This is a genomic window from Halomonas jincaotanensis (genome assembly GCF_018448785.1).
Classification (GTDB): Bacteria; Pseudomonadota; Gammaproteobacteria; order Pseudomonadales; family Halomonadaceae; genus Halomonas; species Halomonas jincaotanensis.
The window spans coordinates 30,153-45,425 of the sequence record NZ_JAHCLU010000024.1 but is presented as its reverse complement, the minus strand read 5'-3'; the positions used below and the strand labels follow the sequence as shown (position 1 = coordinate 45,425).

Here is a 15,273-nt window from a genome sequence, read left to right as displayed (position 1 = left end):
GGCCAGGTGCTCCAGGAGTTCGGACGGCGCATTCGGGTTTTCCGCAACACTTTGGCGCACGCACGGCTCCAAGTCGGAGGCCAGGTGCTCCAGGAGTTCGGACGGCGCATTCGGGTTTTCCGCAACACTTTGGCGCACGCACGGCTCCAAGTCGGTGGCCAGGTGCGCCAGGAGTTCAGGCGGTGCATTCGGGTTCGCTGCAACCTTCGGGCGCACGTACGGCCCCGGGTCGGTGGACAGGTGCGTAAGAACCTCGGGCGGCGTATTCGGGTTGGCCGCAACCTCCCAGGACACGTGCCACTCAGAATCGGCGGCCAGGCGAGACAAAAGATCTAGTGGCGTTCCCGGATCAGCAGCCAGGGCTTTGCAACACAACCGGGATCTTTCGACGGCACTCAACAGGGCGTTTTCGGCCTCTGGAAGCCGACTCAACGGTATTCCCGAACGCGTTAACAGGTGCAATGCGGTCCGCAGTGGGCTGCGCCCGCGCTGCCAAAGTACGGTTGGGCGTTTACGGTGCGCTCGTCTCTGATCGATCAACCACTGAATACCTTGGACGATATTGTCGACTTGGCCTTGCTCGAACAATACCGCGCTCAACAAGGCCAGGGCTTCGTCATAGCGAGCGTCAGCCCAATGGCGTTGCAGGGCGATCCGCAGACCTTGCGACTGCAACGCCCGCGCCAGATAGTATTCCTGGAAGGTGAAGTGGAAAAAGCGCACTGTTTCCCTGTGCCGATCGATGACCAGGAGATTGGTGCGTTCCAGGGCATCGAGCAGAAGCGAACAGTCGTCACCGGCGATGGAACGACACAAGGCGGTCAGCTCGGTCGAGTCCCATTCCAGATCCTCGAGACCCATCGCCTCGGCTAGTTCGGTCAGCACCCGATCGCGCAAATCGCTCAAGTAGCGGATATCGTGACCAGGCGGCTTTTTGCGTTCCCAGAGGCGTGTGATGGCCCCTCGGTAAAACGCCGCCCTTGTGGTGGGCAGTTCCAGCCGGTCGGGCTCAGCAAGTTCGACGATCAAAGTCAGCATCAGTGGGTTACCGGACAGGAGCCGTAGCTGGGGGCTGGCCTGGAGCCTGTCGTGAAGAACGCCTGCCAACTCGCTGTTACCCTCCAGCGCTTGCTCCAGAAAGCTGCGCTGCTCGGTCGGTTTGAGGCTCAGGATCAGGTAGTCACGAGGGGATTCCTTGTAGGCGTCGGCATCCTGTCGCAGTGCGGCATACACGGCGGTGCGGCAGCTCACGAACTTCAGGCCCGGCAGGGCAGCAAGCGCCTCATAAAGGCGTTCGTTCAACAAGTCTGGGCTCACTTCATCGAGGCCATCCAGCAGCCAGATCGGCTGGAAATGCCGTACCCACGCCAGCCGGTAAAGGGCTGCCGCGTCCTGCCCCAGCCACGCCTGGGCCAGCGTGGCCCCGCGCCGCCACAAACGGTCCGCCAGGCCGTCTGGGTCCAGCTTGAGGTCGTCTTGGTCCAGCTCGCTGAGCCGGAACAAGACGGGCACGGTCATCCCGAATCTGACGGCCGGGTTGGCCGGAACCCAGGTTGAGAACCACTGGGCTAATAGGGTGCTCTTGCCCGCCCCCGGCTCGCCCCGGATCAGCCAGAATCGGTGACTGGGAGGGGCTCGCTGGAGGGTGTTAAGCACCTCGGCGGCGGGATGCTCTTCGTACTCGATCGAGGGGGAAGATAACCCTTCATCCCAGCTACGAGAGGCGCTACTTCGCGGGCCTGCACCGGCGGGTTCATCCTCTGCGGAGTGCGATACTCGCCGCCGCTCGACCCCTAGCGTCAGCGGCTGATAAAAGCGCATGGATCACACCTGGTCATCAGGGAAAGCATAGCCGCCTGATCCCTTCCAGGACCGGCACGAGCTTTAATACCGCCTCCGAGATCTTTCTCAGGCGCTCCATGAGGCCGGTAGCACGTTCCAGATGCTGTTCCAAGCTCGCCTTGTCGGGGGTAGGTTGCTTCGCCTCCTTCAGGGTGTCTTCGAGGGCGGCACCAAGTTCCTGCGCTACCGGTTGGGCTTCAGACTCCAGTTGGGGAGTCAGCCGCCGCACCTCATTCAGCAGTGCGACGAGATCAGCCACGGCCAGGCCGGTGTTGGCGCGATACTCGACCCGCTGGGCACCTGACCCCATAGCCTCTGCACGCGCGACGGCCCCTGGGCTATCGACTACGACAATGGCCCCCTGGCCAACGCCCCCTTCTATCTGAATAGCCCTGCCTTTGGTCTTTCCCTCGGCGAGATCCCGCCCCTTGGCGGTAAGAGACACCGTCCCGCCCCACTGGAGATCCACCAAGCCTTCCCGCTTCAAGGTCTCCATCAGAGCCGGAATCGTTTCTAGAGAAAGACCCAAGCTCTGGCTGATCGCGTTAACCCCCTCCGCCCCAAGCGTCTGCGTGTCTTCCAGCGTCATCACGCTATCCAGCGCACGCAGGAAAACCGTTGCGTTCACGTTCATCAATGCTTCTCCGGCGGCGGTTCAAGTTTATCCCTTAAGAATAGCTCGGAATGGTGGTATCTCATCGTGATTCCATGGCAATCCGCAAAGGCCACTGCTGATACCTGGCTTGGCACACATCGACGTTGAGTTCGAGCATCATCTTGCCGGCCTTCTCATGACGGTAGCCCTAGTGGAAGATGGCGTCGAGGTCGCATACGGCAGCATGGGCGATGTCGCGGCTGTCGTCGGTGGGGCGAGTCAATATGGCACCACCACGCTATTGTATCGCGGCATGCACAATGCCAAGCAGCGTGTACCGACCGGTTCGGAATGAGCCTGACCATGGCGATCCAAACCATGGACATGAAAGACAGACTTCGTGATACCAAAGCCAACCCGAGTAATGTTCATGGGAGAAGTCTCCTCATCCTCGAGCTAAGGAAACGCTGCATAAATCCCGCCGAAGCTGCCTTAACACCACCGGCGGGGTATACATATTGTCATTCTACCACTGTCCGACAGAGCCACCCGATGAAGCAGATCTCGTTCGCCCGGCTGGGCACCAGAACAGGGTCACTCGCCGCGAGCGGTTCCTGGCCCAGATGGAGGCCCTGGTGCCCTGGCAACGGCTGATTGACGCGCTGTCGCCGTCCTACTTCCCGAACGGAACGCCGCCGGCAAGCGGGGCCGGCCGCAGATCGGACGTGAGCGCATGCTGCGCATCTACTTTCTCCAGCAGTGGTACGCTCTGGCCGACGAGGCGCTGCAAGATGCCATCTACGATAGCCAGGCTATGCGCGATTTCATCGGTATCGACCTAGCCACCGAGCGCGTGCCGGATGCCACCACGCTGCTGCGCTTCTGCCACTTGCTGGAGAAGCATGCGCTGACCCAGCGGATCTTCGAGGAGATCAACGCCAGCTTAGTCGAGCAGGGCCTATTCATGCGCGAGGGCACCATCGTGGCGGCCGCGCCCTCCACCAAGAACCAGGCCAAGCAACGCGACTCGGAGATGAAGCAGACCAAGAAGGGCATCAATGGTTCTTCGGGGTGAAAGCCCATATCGGCGTCGATGCGGCCAATGGACTGACCTACAGTGTCGCTGCCACCTCGGCCAACGTTGCCTATGTCACCATGGCCGGTGCCTTGGTCCAAGAGTATGCGAGACGGGTATACGACGACGCGGTCTACACCGGCATGTGGAAGCATCTTGACGAAGAGAACGATGCCCCGGACTCCCGGTGCTGCATCGCGGCCAAGCGCGGCACCATCAAGAAGATGGAAGATAGCCCCATGAAAACGCTGATACTGGCGTTCGACAAGACCAAGGCAAGCATCCTTTCCAAGGTCATGCACCCGTTTCATGTCACCAAGAACCTCTTCGGCTACCGGAAGGTTCGGCATCAGGGTGTAGGCAAGAACCAGGCGCAATTGTTTGCCCTGTTCGCCCTCGGCATCCTGTTATTGGCCACCCGATGACTGACGGGACCAATGCGCCTTGAAGATGGCGTGTCAGCCGGATAGCAAGGCTGCCATCCATAGAGGCCGCTTTATGGTGGCCTGGAGCAAGCTGTTGGAGCAGAAAAATCGCTCTCAAACAGTCTCACAGAGAGATGCTGAATTGTTCAGCGATTCCCTAGAGATAGCTTAGCAATGCGTCTCCTAACCGAACCGGGTATAGACTCTAACAGGTCATTTATATCGTTCTTCACGTCATCCTAAACCTCTGAGATGAGCTATACTTCAAGCATAATAACCAGAGTATAGTACATGAAATTAAGACATGCCGACATATCAGAGATAGTGGCGTCTCCATCTAAATTGTTAAGTGAAGTGGAAGAAGGGGGAGAGCCTATGATTATCACGCGGAACGGGACGCCGATTCTGGAAGTTCGCCCGCATCACCACGCTGAGCACAGAGTGAAGAAAGACTGGAAAGGCTTTTTTGAACTAGCCAAGAAAACCGAGGTGCCGGATGATTTTCTTTCGCGCTGTGAAAGAGAGCCAGGTGTCATGAACGACAAAATCCTTGATGATGCCATCCGACAAGCGATTGAAAACATGCCGCTGGAGAAGCGAAAGAAGCTGCTGAGTGAAGCCATTGAAAAAGCAGGACCATTTATCAATCAGAAGCGTTAACTAGCGGGGAGCTTAGATGGACCAGTACGTCGAAATGATTTTGATAGCTTCTCCTTGGCGTTGGAGTGTTAGTGGTCGTTGCGGCACGGGTAATGTACCGCTACTCAAAAAAGTGATTTTCACTCTCGTGAGGGCTGTAACATGTCTGGACTCAGCATAGCTGTGACACACCTGAACGTACCCTATGGGGACATCGTTTCAGAGAAGGATTTTGCGCTTGCTCTGCGTAACGGCACAACACAGGTCGATGGAATTTCGGAATCGTCAGCGGCAATTATAGCAAGTACGTTTGTCGAGACGACACCAAATCTGTTAATGCGGTGCATTCGCGAGGCAGGTGCTAGCATAAAGTCGGCAAATGAGCTTTATAACGAAACTCTCCGAGACAACATGCCCAGATGCCCCGAATGGGAAGAGGCTGTGCAAAATTTACTTGATGACCCTCTGGAGCAGCTGCGGGGAAGCGTGAAAAGCTACCAGCGCCCGTTCGATCCGGCGTATGATTGACCACGGTCCTGGCGAGAAAGTGACTTTGCTGCGCTGAGGTATGATTGAAGGCATAGGGAGCCGTCCGCTCCGACTCCTGGGCGCCTCACAGCGCAGGGAGCAATGTCACCAGGGAGCCCAGTCACGGCAAATCGATTTCGCCTACGTCACGCTCGATGGCCCTGATGGTATGCAGGGACTGGCCTATTGCTCGCATTTTCGCAGCTTCTTTGATGGTAGCGAAAACCTCCTCACCGTCACCTTCAAGGCAGTAAAGTGAGTTTTTGGTCTTTACCAGCCCCGTCTCTTTGTCAAAGCTATCAACGCCACTGGTAAAAACATAATCGCCGTACTGCCAGCGGTGCTTGTAGTCGCTAACGACTGTACCGTAAAGGAAATGCACTTTCTTTCCGTCAAGGTCAATGCCGACCAATTCCCACTCTCGGACGATACAGGCTTTGTCGCGATGACGCTGAGCGGTCTCTTCCCAACCTGATCCAGCATTAATGGTTATATGCTGTTTCATTACGGGGTCCGATTTAAGTGTGTACTAATAACTCTAGCAGAGGATATGGAAGAATGTCATTATTATATCTATGGTTATAGAAGACAACAAAGAAAGCCACGCGGGGCGAGCATGCTACAGGTGGTTTACTCCTCCTCTGCTATCCCTTTAACGCAGGATTTTCTTTTGATTGCATCCAGGTCATTAAGTCACTATACAATTGATCTTCATCATCCCACGTATACTCGTGCTCCTCAGCAGCGAAGTCGTTTAACCATGGGGTTTGATGCACTACTAGCAGCCAGTCGTAGTCTTTGTTCAGGATTCCGCTGAGTAGATTGCGGTACAGGCTTTCGACAGCCTCCTCTGCGCTGGTTCCTCTCCCCTGAAACTCACCGCATGACTCACCTAGGGGCGCAAAGACCTGCTCATTTCCCAGCATTGCTTTCCAGACGGGCTCACCATCAAGCATGTAGAACAATGCGAATTCCCTGCTCCCTTCTTTTTTGTCGACACATTTAATAATCAATTTGTTGAGGTCGCGATTCTCGTCTCTGCGCGGAATTTGCTTTTTCTCATGCATCTCACCGCCCATGTCTGCTAGCTGTCGCGCGGCCTGCACGCGAACATACGTCTGCATGGCCTCCCGAATCAGGTCTGACGGGGTTTCCAGTCCCCGATTAGCTACCTCCATGACTCGTTGAACCAGATCATCATCGATGGTGACGGCAATCTTCATAACGATATCTCACATCAGTTTGGGTTTTGGTCTGGCTATTTTGCTACTCTATTCAAGTATAGCCATTACCCAGGAGATCGGTAATGAAACCGGAACATCCAGCTGAAGCTTTGATGTTGAGGATGTCTTAGAGGCTCTCGACGCTGATTGTAAGTCGGTACCCTTCCACACGTTGTTACGAAAAGCCCTATCCGTTATGGGGTAGATCCTAATGATACCGACTGCTTGGTTGCTATGGATACTCACGGAAAATAGCAAGACATCTAGACGGCGACCTCGCACGTGTCGCCATCCTTCATGTTCTTGGCCTCATGCAGTACTCGCTCAGCATGCGTGGCCATGCTCAGCCATCCTGTCCTCATGTGTAGCTGGTATTGCAGGTGGAAGAGAGTGCAGCGGCGCTTGAAGAACACGCTGCGCATGGGATCTAGCGTAAAGAGGCGAGGGCGATGGTAGTGCTCACGGATCACCAGACGCTATGCATCGATGCGGACCTCCAGATCATTTCCTTGTCGGACGCAGTGAATCATGAATACCATTTGTCTATTTTGCGGTATTCTTCTACAACATCCTCATATCCCAAGCTGGTCAGCAATTCGCAAAGCACTTTATCGGCATCAACGTGCTGCTTATGTTGATCCACAGTCGATTCTTGAAGCCATGAATTGTATTCGGCTGGCCGGTTCTGGATCGCTATGAGCTTCCTGATCGCCTCTTGCCTGTCCATAATTGTCATCTCCGCACGCTTAAATGCCTGGAACACATTACATTAACAAGCCTGGAGCCCGACAGGGCGGGTGTTTCTCTCAGCATTCATTTCCGCGCCACCAGTCTATCACCGAATACTTTTTTCAGGTTATCTCCTTTTTGGCTTGCCCGGATCCTCATAGCAATACCTCTATAGCATTCACCCAGCTGGCCCCTCAAGTGTATTTCAAACCATACTCTTCAAGAAAAAGCTGATAGAAAGGAGTATGGACTATGCCTTGGCGGACATCTTCACTGGTACCATACTTGAAAGATCTTGGCTCGTCGTCATTATTTGGCATCGTCACAAAGTAGTGACTTCTTACCGACTCACCATCAATGCCAAGGACAGAGCGATAGAGTACAATGATCAATACAACAGAGTATAAGTGGCTCAATATAATTTGCTGGGATCGTCGAGGTACAGTAATGACACGGGAAGATACTTGGCGTTTTTATGCTTATCGATGGTCGTATATGCCAAACGCTCACATGCTTGACGATAATGAACGGGAATTAATCAATTCTCTGATCGCTGAATTCGGCCCTATCATACCCGTGATGGAGACCCGAGGGACGAGGGGGAATTGGATTTATGGCGAGCCAATAGATAAAATATAAAAGTAGGAGAACCAGCGCCGATACCCTTCCCGCCTCAATGACTAAATTTGTGTAGGTGCTATTGACATGACCATAACCACCATACCGAGTCAAGACCTTACACGCGTAATGAACGCGTGCAGAAATGGTCCCGTGTTCATCACAGATCAAGGTAAACCCACTCATGTGCTATTGAGCATCGAAGAATATCAGAACCTAACAAGACGTCGGAGCATTGCCGACTCACTGGCTATGCCTGACATAGCAGACTTCGCGTTTGAGCCACCTCGAGTATCAATTAAATCTCATCCAACTGATTTAACATGATTTTACTCCCCGCTTGGTGGAGGCGTGCCTTCAGGGCGTTGCCTCGATCGCTCACGCCCTAGATGATCTGCTGCTGCCCTTCGAGGCATCGTAGGCGGATCCTGGTGACATACCCTGAATCAGCGTGGCCTTGCAGTATCTGGTCATGCTTCAGTTGAGGCGCTCGCCATGTTGCGCAGGTGCCAGTAATGGCGCAGCACGGCATCGTTGATGGCCTGCTCCAGCTCAAAGGCGCTGGGGGTAGGACAGAACAACGTGACGCCGAGACGCTGTTTGCCGATGTCCGTGAGAGCAAAGCCAGCACCCGTTTCATGTCACCAAGAACCCCCTTCGGCTATCGGGAGGTGTGTTACAAGGGGTTGGCCTCTGTTTTTTTCAGTCTGTTTACCGTGGCCGATCTGGTGCCGGTATCGTCCTGCTAGGGACACACTAGTGGGGTCTCTTGAATCTGGACTGGCAGCCGGATAACCCGGCTGTCGGGTAAAACTGACCATCTGAGGTAGTCAAATATGGATCGCTGAAACGATGGTCGGGCAGTTTTGGCTCTTAAGCCACCCAGAACAGCATAGTTCAACGGTTTCTAAAGCAGATTAATTTCTATGGCGAATGATGGCCGGCAGGTTGGCTGCAATCAGTATCCACAACGCGAATTGTAACATAGAGAATGTCTGGGGAATGTCATGGGGTGATGCCCACGTTATTGTGCCACCCCACACATAAGTACAGCCTGTCATTCGGAATTTTGCTTTGTCTATCTTGGCGGATTGATAAAAGGGTACGGCATAGGTGGCCGCGATACCTAAGCTTTTAAAAATATTCCAATCTTGCTCATTAACATGATGGGTAACCGGACAGTCATCACTTTTTTTTATTGTTGATACTCTATAAGTGCCATGGCTAGTGTCTCCTTGAGCTGAGACTGTTTCATTTGGAGCGAGGATATTTCTATGGTCGCAAGCTATAATAATGGCTGGCAGCGACAGCAAAAATAGCCAAAGAAACATCAACCCAGGCTTTGTACGGCCATGAGTGAAAATCCAATTGAAAAGAAATCCGTCGCTATCTCTACTCAAAGCGTTTAATGTAATGAAATTGGTTTCCTTGATTGACTTTAAAAAATTACCGGAGTAGACGCCACAGACTGATTTATACAACAACTTTAGGATATATACCCCAAAAGTTACTAAAGGTGTAACTATAAAAAATAAAATATTAGATATTAATGAAATTAATGTAACTTTTTTGCTATGCGATGCATGAGAAAGTATCGAGTTTCGCTGACACGGGGATGAAGAGTTATTTCTTGATTTATATATTCCGGTGGGCTCATTACTGACTAAGTGGTTTATGCTATGCTTAAGGTTGTGTCCTTTTGAAGTTGATGAAGTGGCTTGTTTTGACAGCTTGTATCTTGTATTTTCATGGTTAATTCGAACTCCCATCTCCCTGTAAACCCGGTTGCTCAATCTTGTCTTGCCAATTGCATGAAGACGGTTTTCAATATCGAGGTAGTTCCTTGCGTCAAAATATTTATCAGTAGCCGCCAATAGAGGAAAACAAAGCTCATGGTTTTCTTCTTCTTTGTTATTTTTATATTCAACAAGGTTCCAATCGTTAATCTTGGCCGCGTAAAAGTTTAAGTTGGCATTGAAGTCTTGTTTTTTCCACAAGCCATAAACGGTTAACTGGCCGAGACTGGCGCGTGATACATTAATTGTCCTCGCTTCATTCTTGCTGTTATTTGATGTAATGTTATTGCCCAGGCAACAATCGGAAATAACCAAGGAGTATGAGTTAATCCCTTCCATGTTGATGTTGCCTGACTCCGTGGTCAGCCTTTTTCTTTCACTGTCTGTTAGCTCTGCGCATATCACGCTACCTTCAACCGTTGCATCCTTGGCCTCAAGGCTTCCGTTTGTGATTTTTAATCCCCGGGCATCCAGTTTTCCCTTGATTTTTGTACTCTCGAGCGAAACACTGTCTACAACAATTGCTGATGTCTCGTTACTATCCTCCGTGTAGAAGTTAAGGTCACCACTCAAAGTGGAGCCATCAAGCATGATTTTTGTTGTTGTTGTTTTGGAAAAATCGATGCCGCCTGAAATGCGGGAATTTTTCAGATCGATAGAGCCCTGTATTTCTGCTTTTAAAGAACTAATACGATGAACAATCTTGCATATAAAAATGTTATTTTCGGGGTGCTTTAAGGATTTGTCTCTCATTAGTTCCTTTCGTTTAGGGCCCCAGAAGCGGATTCGACCGTCAATATTTAAGTTATTAGTGATTATGCTTTCGCCAACATGTATACCGACTAGAGCCAATGATCCTGTTGTACAGTCTGCGAGATAAATATTCTTTTTGACCTCGCTTCTCAATATTTCGATTTGATGATTTGGATGTGTAAATATATTTACCCAAGTCGCGTTAGCATATATTCTACCGAAACTTCCCGTAATTAGACTTAAATCTCCTCCTATGTAAGCACCTTGCATCGATATCTCGCCCTTGATACTGGCGCCATCGAAAATGGCATCATCATGAATGATGCAACGTCCTCCACTCTCATATGAAGTATCCATCTGACAGGAGTGCTCGATCTCGGCTTCCTCGAGTATCATTTTACCTCGAATATGGATATCGTCCATCTTCAGCAACTCGCAATGTGCGTAGTTGAGAATCAGATTTCCCCCTATATGCGTTAGCCAACCGGAGGAAGGGATGCCGGGTAACGTTAGCTTTTCAATAGCAATCGTCGATTGAATCCTAGCCGCTTCAAAATCAAGATTGCCTGCGATATATAAACCACCTACGTGCAGGCTATCGGCTTTCAGTCCAGGAAGCAGGCAGTTTCCCCCTATGTAGCTTCGAAGCAGGGTCCCGCTAAAATTATCCAAGCTACTCGTCAACACGACGGGGCCGCCAACTCTGGCGTAGCCTAGCTTGACAAGGTCTTGGTTAGTACCCGTTCCAGTCCCGACATTGTTCTGATTGCCGAATATGCGAGTGTCTCTCAGATCAAGGATGTTACCTACCCTTAGCCACTGCCCTTTCACTCTTCCGAATATCGTGCTGGAGGTAATGAAGAAACTCTTGGCTACTGAAAGCCCATGCGCCAATAGCGCTGATTTTCTCGCACCCATTTCCTCATTGTGGGAGAAACGCGGGCTGCCACTGTCATGCAGTATGCATCTTTGTATGATGAGTGACCCCTCTATCGAGGTATCCTTGGCGGAGAGCCGTGCAAAAAAGCGACACCTGCGAAACGTCACCGAGCCGCGAAAGTTGGCTCCATCGAGCACCACCTCACCATGGAAGTCGACGTCCTCGAAGAGGATTGAACGAGAAGCGCCTTCACTCAGCCGGATCTTGCCTTTCCCGGTAACATAATTGGCGATAAGGATGGTGCCTGACCCCCCTATACCATTATCCTGGTAGATCTTGTCCAGTAGCTTTGAGTTATCGATGTTGACCTTGTCTTTCTGTATGCAGAGTATTCTTATACCTCCTGGAACCTCTCTGACTTCACTTCGACTTTGGTTGATCAGGCTATCCACCAAGTACCGATCAATGATCTTCGATTCACCGTCAACAAGTTTTTCTTTTTCATACGCATTTTTCAGACTTGGCAGACTATATTGTCTTATGGTAATAGCTTCATCAATGGCGCACGCATAGGTAAAGACTATTCTCCTATGACGATTGTCGGTATTCATAATACCTTCAAAACTAGATGTGGCTTTCCTCTGTGAATCCAGACATTCCTTTATAATTTCGTATATTGACTTGAGAGTACTATTCGCATCTTTTACGCCCTGGAGGTGTTTTTCCTTTATTGATTCGATTGATTGTTTAGCTTTCTCTGGGCTAGTGGTGAAATCATCAATGTCGTCATCAACGCCAGGTACTGAACCGTTCAACAAGGTGTCAAAGGGGGTATTACTGGAGTTGCTCAAGGTTTCGGTCCTGAGTGCCTCAATTCCCTCAGGGTCGATGAATAATTTTTCGATCTGTCGGTTGCCGACGCGGCCGTGCTGCTCAAGCGTCATGAAGCGAGTGAGGAACATGCATTCCACTGGATCGGCTCGATTTCTAGCGAGATCCTTCATGATCTCGCTGGTTTGTCCGGGGGTCCAGTCGAGTATTTTCGTTTTCCCCGGCATGTCGATAATGTACAGGTAGAAACCTTGATATCTGTCTGAACTGAGAATCTCTCGATGAATGCGATCCTGGTTCCTATCGTCGATTCTCAGCTCTACTCTGAATACACAAAGGGAGATCGATTCATGGCTGACGATCTTGCGAAAAGCGATATTTGTCGTGGAAGGTTTGGCTTCAAGTCTACTTTCTAATAGTGAACGGTTTACCTCTACAAGAACTCTCTCTTTGGCTTGACGTAAGTATTCAGCATCTTCAGAGTCTTCTGTTTGCTCGAATTCATGCCAGTACATGGACTTTGACCCTCTCGGTTTTGACGGCGTAGCTCACCTTCAATTAAAATCAATCAAGATGGTGTCTTGCCATTTAAAGATCATTTTCTGGGGGAGTACTGTCTGCTATAAGTTTAGTTTAGTCGATGATTTCCCAAGAGGGAGAGCGACAGGGTCAGGATATACATGGGAAATGCTGAAAACGAAGTAAGCGAATGGAAAAAATCTACATAAATCAGTTAGTTCCCGGAAGAGCACGATTCCAAGAGGCCATTCACTATGGGTGAAATCGTAGTGCGCAAGGCGAAGCCTGGTCGTCCGGGAAGTCGCGCGAAGGTGCGACGGAAAGGACGAAGTGAAACCCAGTGGGTGCAAGTCCCACCCGGCCAAGGCTAGCCACTAGCCGGTAGCGAGTGTTGCTTGATGTCGGGTAACCGCCACTGCGAAGCGTACGCAGCGAGTGGATAGGCCGTGTGATTGAGCACCGAAAGCACCCTAGTCGTGGCCGCCGACAGGCTTACGGTCCTGGAAGGCAACACTGACCTACCGTACAGGCTTGGTGGGAAAGGGCCGCCGGTGTCAAAGAGCAGGGCATGTCCATATAGTGGTTTCCCAGGAACCTGGGAGGCCCGCCTTTCTCCCCCGAAAGGTGAAAGCACAGGTGTCGGAGCCACCTGTCCCGATAGCTCCCGGTCCGGTGCTGTCGTGCCTGGCGGTACCGAAACGAACACCAGGCACTCAGGGGGGGTACGGCCAGGCGACCACAAGGAGCCGGCCGGACGGAAAGGCGGGAGTCGGAGTCGCCCATAGTACCGACGAAGGCGGGGAACCGGCTCGACGGGACCCGCTGGAGGGAAGGGGCGGCCAATCATCAGACCCGCAGGAGGGACACATGACAGGTGCACAGGAACCTGAGGTCATGTCCACGAAACAAATGCGGATAGCAGCGCTGGCAGAGCGCTTCCCGCAGCGTGCCTTCACGTCATTGGCGCATTATATCGATGCCCAATGGCTGAAGACGGCCTACCTGATGACGCGCCGGGATGGCGCTGTTGGGATTGATGGCCTGACGGCGGACGACTTCGAGGCCAATATCCATCAGTTGCTGGAGAAGGCCAAGAGCGGTCGATACCGGGCACCGCCGGTGCGGCGCGTCCATATCCCCAAGGGGGATGGGCGCACCACACGGCCGATCGGTATCCCCACCTTCGAAGACAATGCCCTGCAACGTGCCGTGGTGGCCTTGCTGGAACCGCTCTACGAGCATGACTTCACGAAGTACTCGTATGGTTTCCGGCCGGGGCGCTCGGCGCACTAGGTGATCAAGACGGTGTGGGATGGCCTGTCGACGATGGGCGGAGGCTGGGTCATCTATAGTGGACCTCATGGTCAAGACAGAATTTGCTCGTGTTTTAAGCTAATGCCTCGGCCATGTTCGCAGCTGTACAGCGCTGCCCTGTTTCTTCGTGCTGCAAGGACGGGCATTCTCGGCGAGGTTTGCCGATGATGCCGTACTGGCGTTCAGCAACGAAGCCGATGTCCGCAAGGTGATGGAGGTGTTGCCCAAGCGCTTCGCGCGCTTCGGTCTCACCCTGCACCCGACCAAGACACGGCTGGTGCGGTTCCGTCCGCATCGTGAGCAGCGTGCCGAGACCTTCGACTTCCTGGGCTTTACCCACTACTGGGGAAAGTCACGTCACGGACGCCTGATCATCAAGCGCAAGACGGCGAAGGACAGGTTTCGACGGGGTCTCAAGCGGATTGCGTTCTGGTGCCGCAGAAAACGGCACCTGCCGATCCGGGAGCAGCATTGGCTGTTGAGGCGAAAAGTGCAGGGACACTACGCCTACTATGGCATCCCGGGCAACATGCAATCCCTCCAGCAGTTCCTGTATCGGGTGCGGCTGGTGTGGGTGAAATGGCTGAGACGCCGATCCCAACGAGCATACTTCTCGTGGGCAAAAGCGGACCAGCTATTCCAGCTGCTGCCTCTGCCTGCTGCGCGGATTGAGCAGCAGTGCTGAGCCTTCAGCGAAACTGATGAATGAGGAGCAGAGTGCGCTAATCGTGCATGCTCTGTGGGGGCCGGGACGATCAATCGCCCGGTCTACCCGACTGATTTCAGGGTCCTTTATAAGTGTCCCATTTATGTTTGCCATCTGAGGTGGCGGGGCATGGACTTCCGACGCCTGGGCCCGCGCCACATCGAAGGCAGAACGAACCTGAATCAAGCGTGATCCACGTATGTTGGCTTCTCTTGCTCGCCGGGCAAATAAGCGGACCACAACCAGGAGTCAGACCGCACTTAACGCATACCACAATTTTTCCCATGGGTCGTCTCTTTGTCCGCATGCTGTGACACCTCGCGCCACGCTGAATTGCAATACTCGCATTTAATCAATCGACTCCTTTAGTTTTGCAAAGTTCCTGTGCGTGTCCAGATGGTTTGAAACCGCGATGGCCCCTTGTGTGATCGCTGGGATCACGCCCTGATTGCGGAGGGACTCCCAGGCGTCATGGTGGGGCATGAGGTTGAAGTCGCCCATGAGCAGGCGTGGCGTGTCGTGATAAGCCTCGCCTAGCCACTCCCAGTAGTCCGCCAGCGCCTCGATCTCTGGAAGCCGGTCGCCGACGCTGCTCCCGTAGACCAAGTGGACGTTGGCGACGGCGAATACTTGCCCGTTGTGGAGGCTACGGAATCTGGCTGAGTAGGGCTCACGCGCGAAGGAGTCGCCACTGTCGAAGAACACCACCGCACCATCCACGTAGTCCACGGGCGCTATCCCTCCAGAGGAAGGCGCAGTGTTCGCGGTAAGACAAGCGGCCGAGCGCATGGCTGGCCATC

Annotated in this window: 14 protein-coding genes and 1 pseudogene; 8 read left to right on the top strand and 7 right to left on the bottom strand. The window is 52.6% G+C overall.

Features of this window, described 5'->3' with window-relative positions; genetic code table 11:
• Together KG088_RS17360 and KG088_RS17355 are read right to left on the bottom strand one after the other, a co-directional pair.
• Positions 1 to 1,821 (bottom strand): NACHT domain-containing protein (locus KG088_RS17360; RefSeq protein WP_213827568.1); only part of this gene is annotated, 1,821 nt, incomplete at its 3' end.
• A gap of 16 nt (positions 1,822 to 1,837) precedes the next feature.
• Positions 1,838 to 2,476: a helix-turn-helix domain-containing protein gene (locus KG088_RS17355; protein ID WP_213827566.1), complete on the bottom strand. Its 639-nt coding sequence runs from the start codon at positions 2,474 to 2,476 to the stop codon at positions 1,838 to 1,840.
• 109 nt (positions 2,477 to 2,585) lie between these two features.
• On the opposite strand from KG088_RS17355, the gene KG088_RS17350 reads away from it, so the two are divergent.
• The 4 genes and pseudogenes from KG088_RS17350 to KG088_RS17335 all read left to right on the top strand — a co-directional run bounded on the left by KG088_RS17350 (position 2,586) and on the right by KG088_RS17335 (position 5,104).
• Positions 2,586 to 2,792 (top strand): hypothetical protein, encoded by a 207-nt coding sequence (locus KG088_RS17350; protein WP_213827565.1) that lies wholly within the window; start codon positions 2,586 to 2,588, stop codon positions 2,790 to 2,792.
• Between the two features lie 197 nt (positions 2,793 to 2,989).
• A pseudogene (locus KG088_RS17345) lies at positions 2,990 to 3,937 on the top strand (IS5 family transposase).
• 291 nt (positions 3,938 to 4,228) lie between these two features.
• The gene (locus tag KG088_RS17340) at positions 4,229 to 4,597 is read left to right on the top strand and encodes a type II toxin-antitoxin system Phd/YefM family antitoxin (protein WP_213827564.1); all 369 of its coding nucleotides are present in this window, start codon (positions 4,229 to 4,231) and stop codon (positions 4,595 to 4,597) included.
• 141 nt (positions 4,598 to 4,738) lie between these two features.
• Positions 4,739 to 5,104 (top strand): hypothetical protein, encoded by a 366-nt coding sequence (locus KG088_RS17335; RefSeq protein ID WP_213827563.1) that lies wholly within the window; start codon positions 4,739 to 4,741, stop codon positions 5,102 to 5,104.
• Between the two features lie 121 nt (positions 5,105 to 5,225).
• Here KG088_RS17335 and KG088_RS17330 read toward each other — a convergent pair whose 3' ends face one another.
• The 3 genes from KG088_RS17330 to KG088_RS17320 all read right to left on the bottom strand — a co-directional run bounded on the left by KG088_RS17330 (position 5,226) and on the right by KG088_RS17320 (position 7,054).
• A complete protein-coding gene (locus tag KG088_RS17330; protein WP_213827562.1) occupies positions 5,226 to 5,609 on the bottom strand; it encodes a DUF6957 family protein in 384 nt (127 codons plus the stop codon).
• 139 nt (positions 5,610 to 5,748) lie between these two features.
• Positions 5,749 to 6,327 carry a type II toxin-antitoxin system VapB family antitoxin gene (locus KG088_RS17325; protein WP_213827561.1) on the bottom strand — a complete coding sequence of 193 codons (579 nt, stop codon included), beginning with the start codon at positions 6,325 to 6,327 and terminating at the stop codon, positions 5,749 to 5,751.
• Between the two features lie 526 nt (positions 6,328 to 6,853).
• The gene (locus KG088_RS17320; protein WP_213827560.1) at positions 6,854 to 7,054 is read right to left on the bottom strand and encodes a hypothetical protein; all 201 of its coding nucleotides are present in this window, start codon (positions 7,052 to 7,054) and stop codon (positions 6,854 to 6,856) included.
• 707 nt (positions 7,055 to 7,761) lie between these two features.
• On the opposite strand from KG088_RS17320, the gene KG088_RS17315 reads away from it, so the two are divergent.
• A complete protein-coding gene (locus KG088_RS17315) occupies positions 7,762 to 8,001 on the top strand; it encodes a type II toxin-antitoxin system Phd/YefM family antitoxin (protein ID WP_213827559.1) in 240 nt (79 codons plus the stop codon).
• Positions 8,002 to 8,189: 188 nt separating this feature from the next.
• Positions 8,190 to 8,423, top strand: coding sequence for a hypothetical protein (locus KG088_RS17310; protein ID WP_213827557.1), 234 nt, complete (start codon positions 8,190 to 8,192; stop codon positions 8,421 to 8,423).
• 168 nt (positions 8,424 to 8,591) lie between these two features.
• On the opposite strand, the gene KG088_RS17305 is transcribed toward KG088_RS17310, so the two are convergent.
• Positions 8,592 to 12,449 (bottom strand): pentapeptide repeat-containing protein, encoded by a 3,858-nt coding sequence (locus tag KG088_RS17305; RefSeq protein ID WP_213827555.1) that lies wholly within the window; start codon positions 12,447 to 12,449, stop codon positions 8,592 to 8,594.
• 898 nt (positions 12,450 to 13,347) lie between these two features.
• Here KG088_RS17305 and KG088_RS17300 point away from each other — a divergent pair.
• Positions 13,348 to 13,746, top strand: a complete 399-nt coding sequence (locus KG088_RS17300) for a reverse transcriptase domain-containing protein (RefSeq protein WP_213827553.1) — start codon at positions 13,348 to 13,350, stop codon at positions 13,744 to 13,746.
• 148 nt (positions 13,747 to 13,894) lie between these two features.
• Positions 13,895 to 14,452: a reverse transcriptase domain-containing protein gene (locus KG088_RS17295; protein ID WP_213827551.1), complete on the top strand. Its 558-nt coding sequence runs from the start codon at positions 13,895 to 13,897 to the stop codon at positions 14,450 to 14,452.
• A 369-nt stretch (positions 14,453 to 14,821) separates the two neighbouring features.
• Here KG088_RS17295 and KG088_RS17290 read toward each other — a convergent pair whose 3' ends face one another.
• The gene (locus tag KG088_RS17290; RefSeq protein ID WP_213827548.1) at positions 14,822 to 15,202 is read right to left on the bottom strand and encodes an exonuclease/endonuclease/phosphatase family protein; all 381 of its coding nucleotides are present in this window, start codon (positions 15,200 to 15,202) and stop codon (positions 14,822 to 14,824) included.
• Positions 15,203 to 15,273: the final 71 nt, after the last annotated feature.

Bases quoted from the DNA above. Each gene is read 5' to 3' on its own strand.
- KG088_RS17330 (WP_213827562.1), bottom strand. From the start codon at position 5,609: ATGAAACAGCATATAACCATTAATGCTGGATCAGGTTGGGAAGAGACC.
- KG088_RS17305 (WP_213827555.1), bottom strand. From the start codon at position 12,449: ATGTACTGGCATGAATTCGAGCAAACAGAAGACTCTGAAGATGCTGAA.
- KG088_RS17340 (WP_213827564.1), top strand. From the start codon at position 4,229: ATGAAATTAAGACATGCCGACATATCAGAGATAGTGGCGTCTCCATCT.
- KG088_RS17325 (WP_213827561.1), bottom strand. From the start codon at position 6,327: ATGAAGATTGCCGTCACCATCGATGATGATCTGGTTCAACGAGTCATG.
- KG088_RS17335 (WP_213827563.1), top strand. From the start codon at position 4,739: ATGTCTGGACTCAGCATAGCTGTGACACACCTGAACGTACCCTATGGG.
- KG088_RS17310 (WP_213827557.1), top strand. From the start codon at position 8,190: ATGGCGCAGCACGGCATCGTTGATGGCCTGCTCCAGCTCAAAGGCGCT.
- KG088_RS17300 (WP_213827553.1), top strand. From the start codon at position 13,348: ATGTCCACGAAACAAATGCGGATAGCAGCGCTGGCAGAGCGCTTCCCG.
- KG088_RS17315 (WP_213827559.1), top strand. From the start codon at position 7,762: ATGACCATAACCACCATACCGAGTCAAGACCTTACACGCGTAATGAAC.
- KG088_RS17320 (WP_213827560.1), bottom strand. From the start codon at position 7,054: ATGGACAGGCAAGAGGCGATCAGGAAGCTCATAGCGATCCAGAACCGG.
- KG088_RS17355 (WP_213827566.1), bottom strand. From the start codon at position 2,476: ATGAACGTGAACGCAACGGTTTTCCTGCGTGCGCTGGATAGCGTGATG.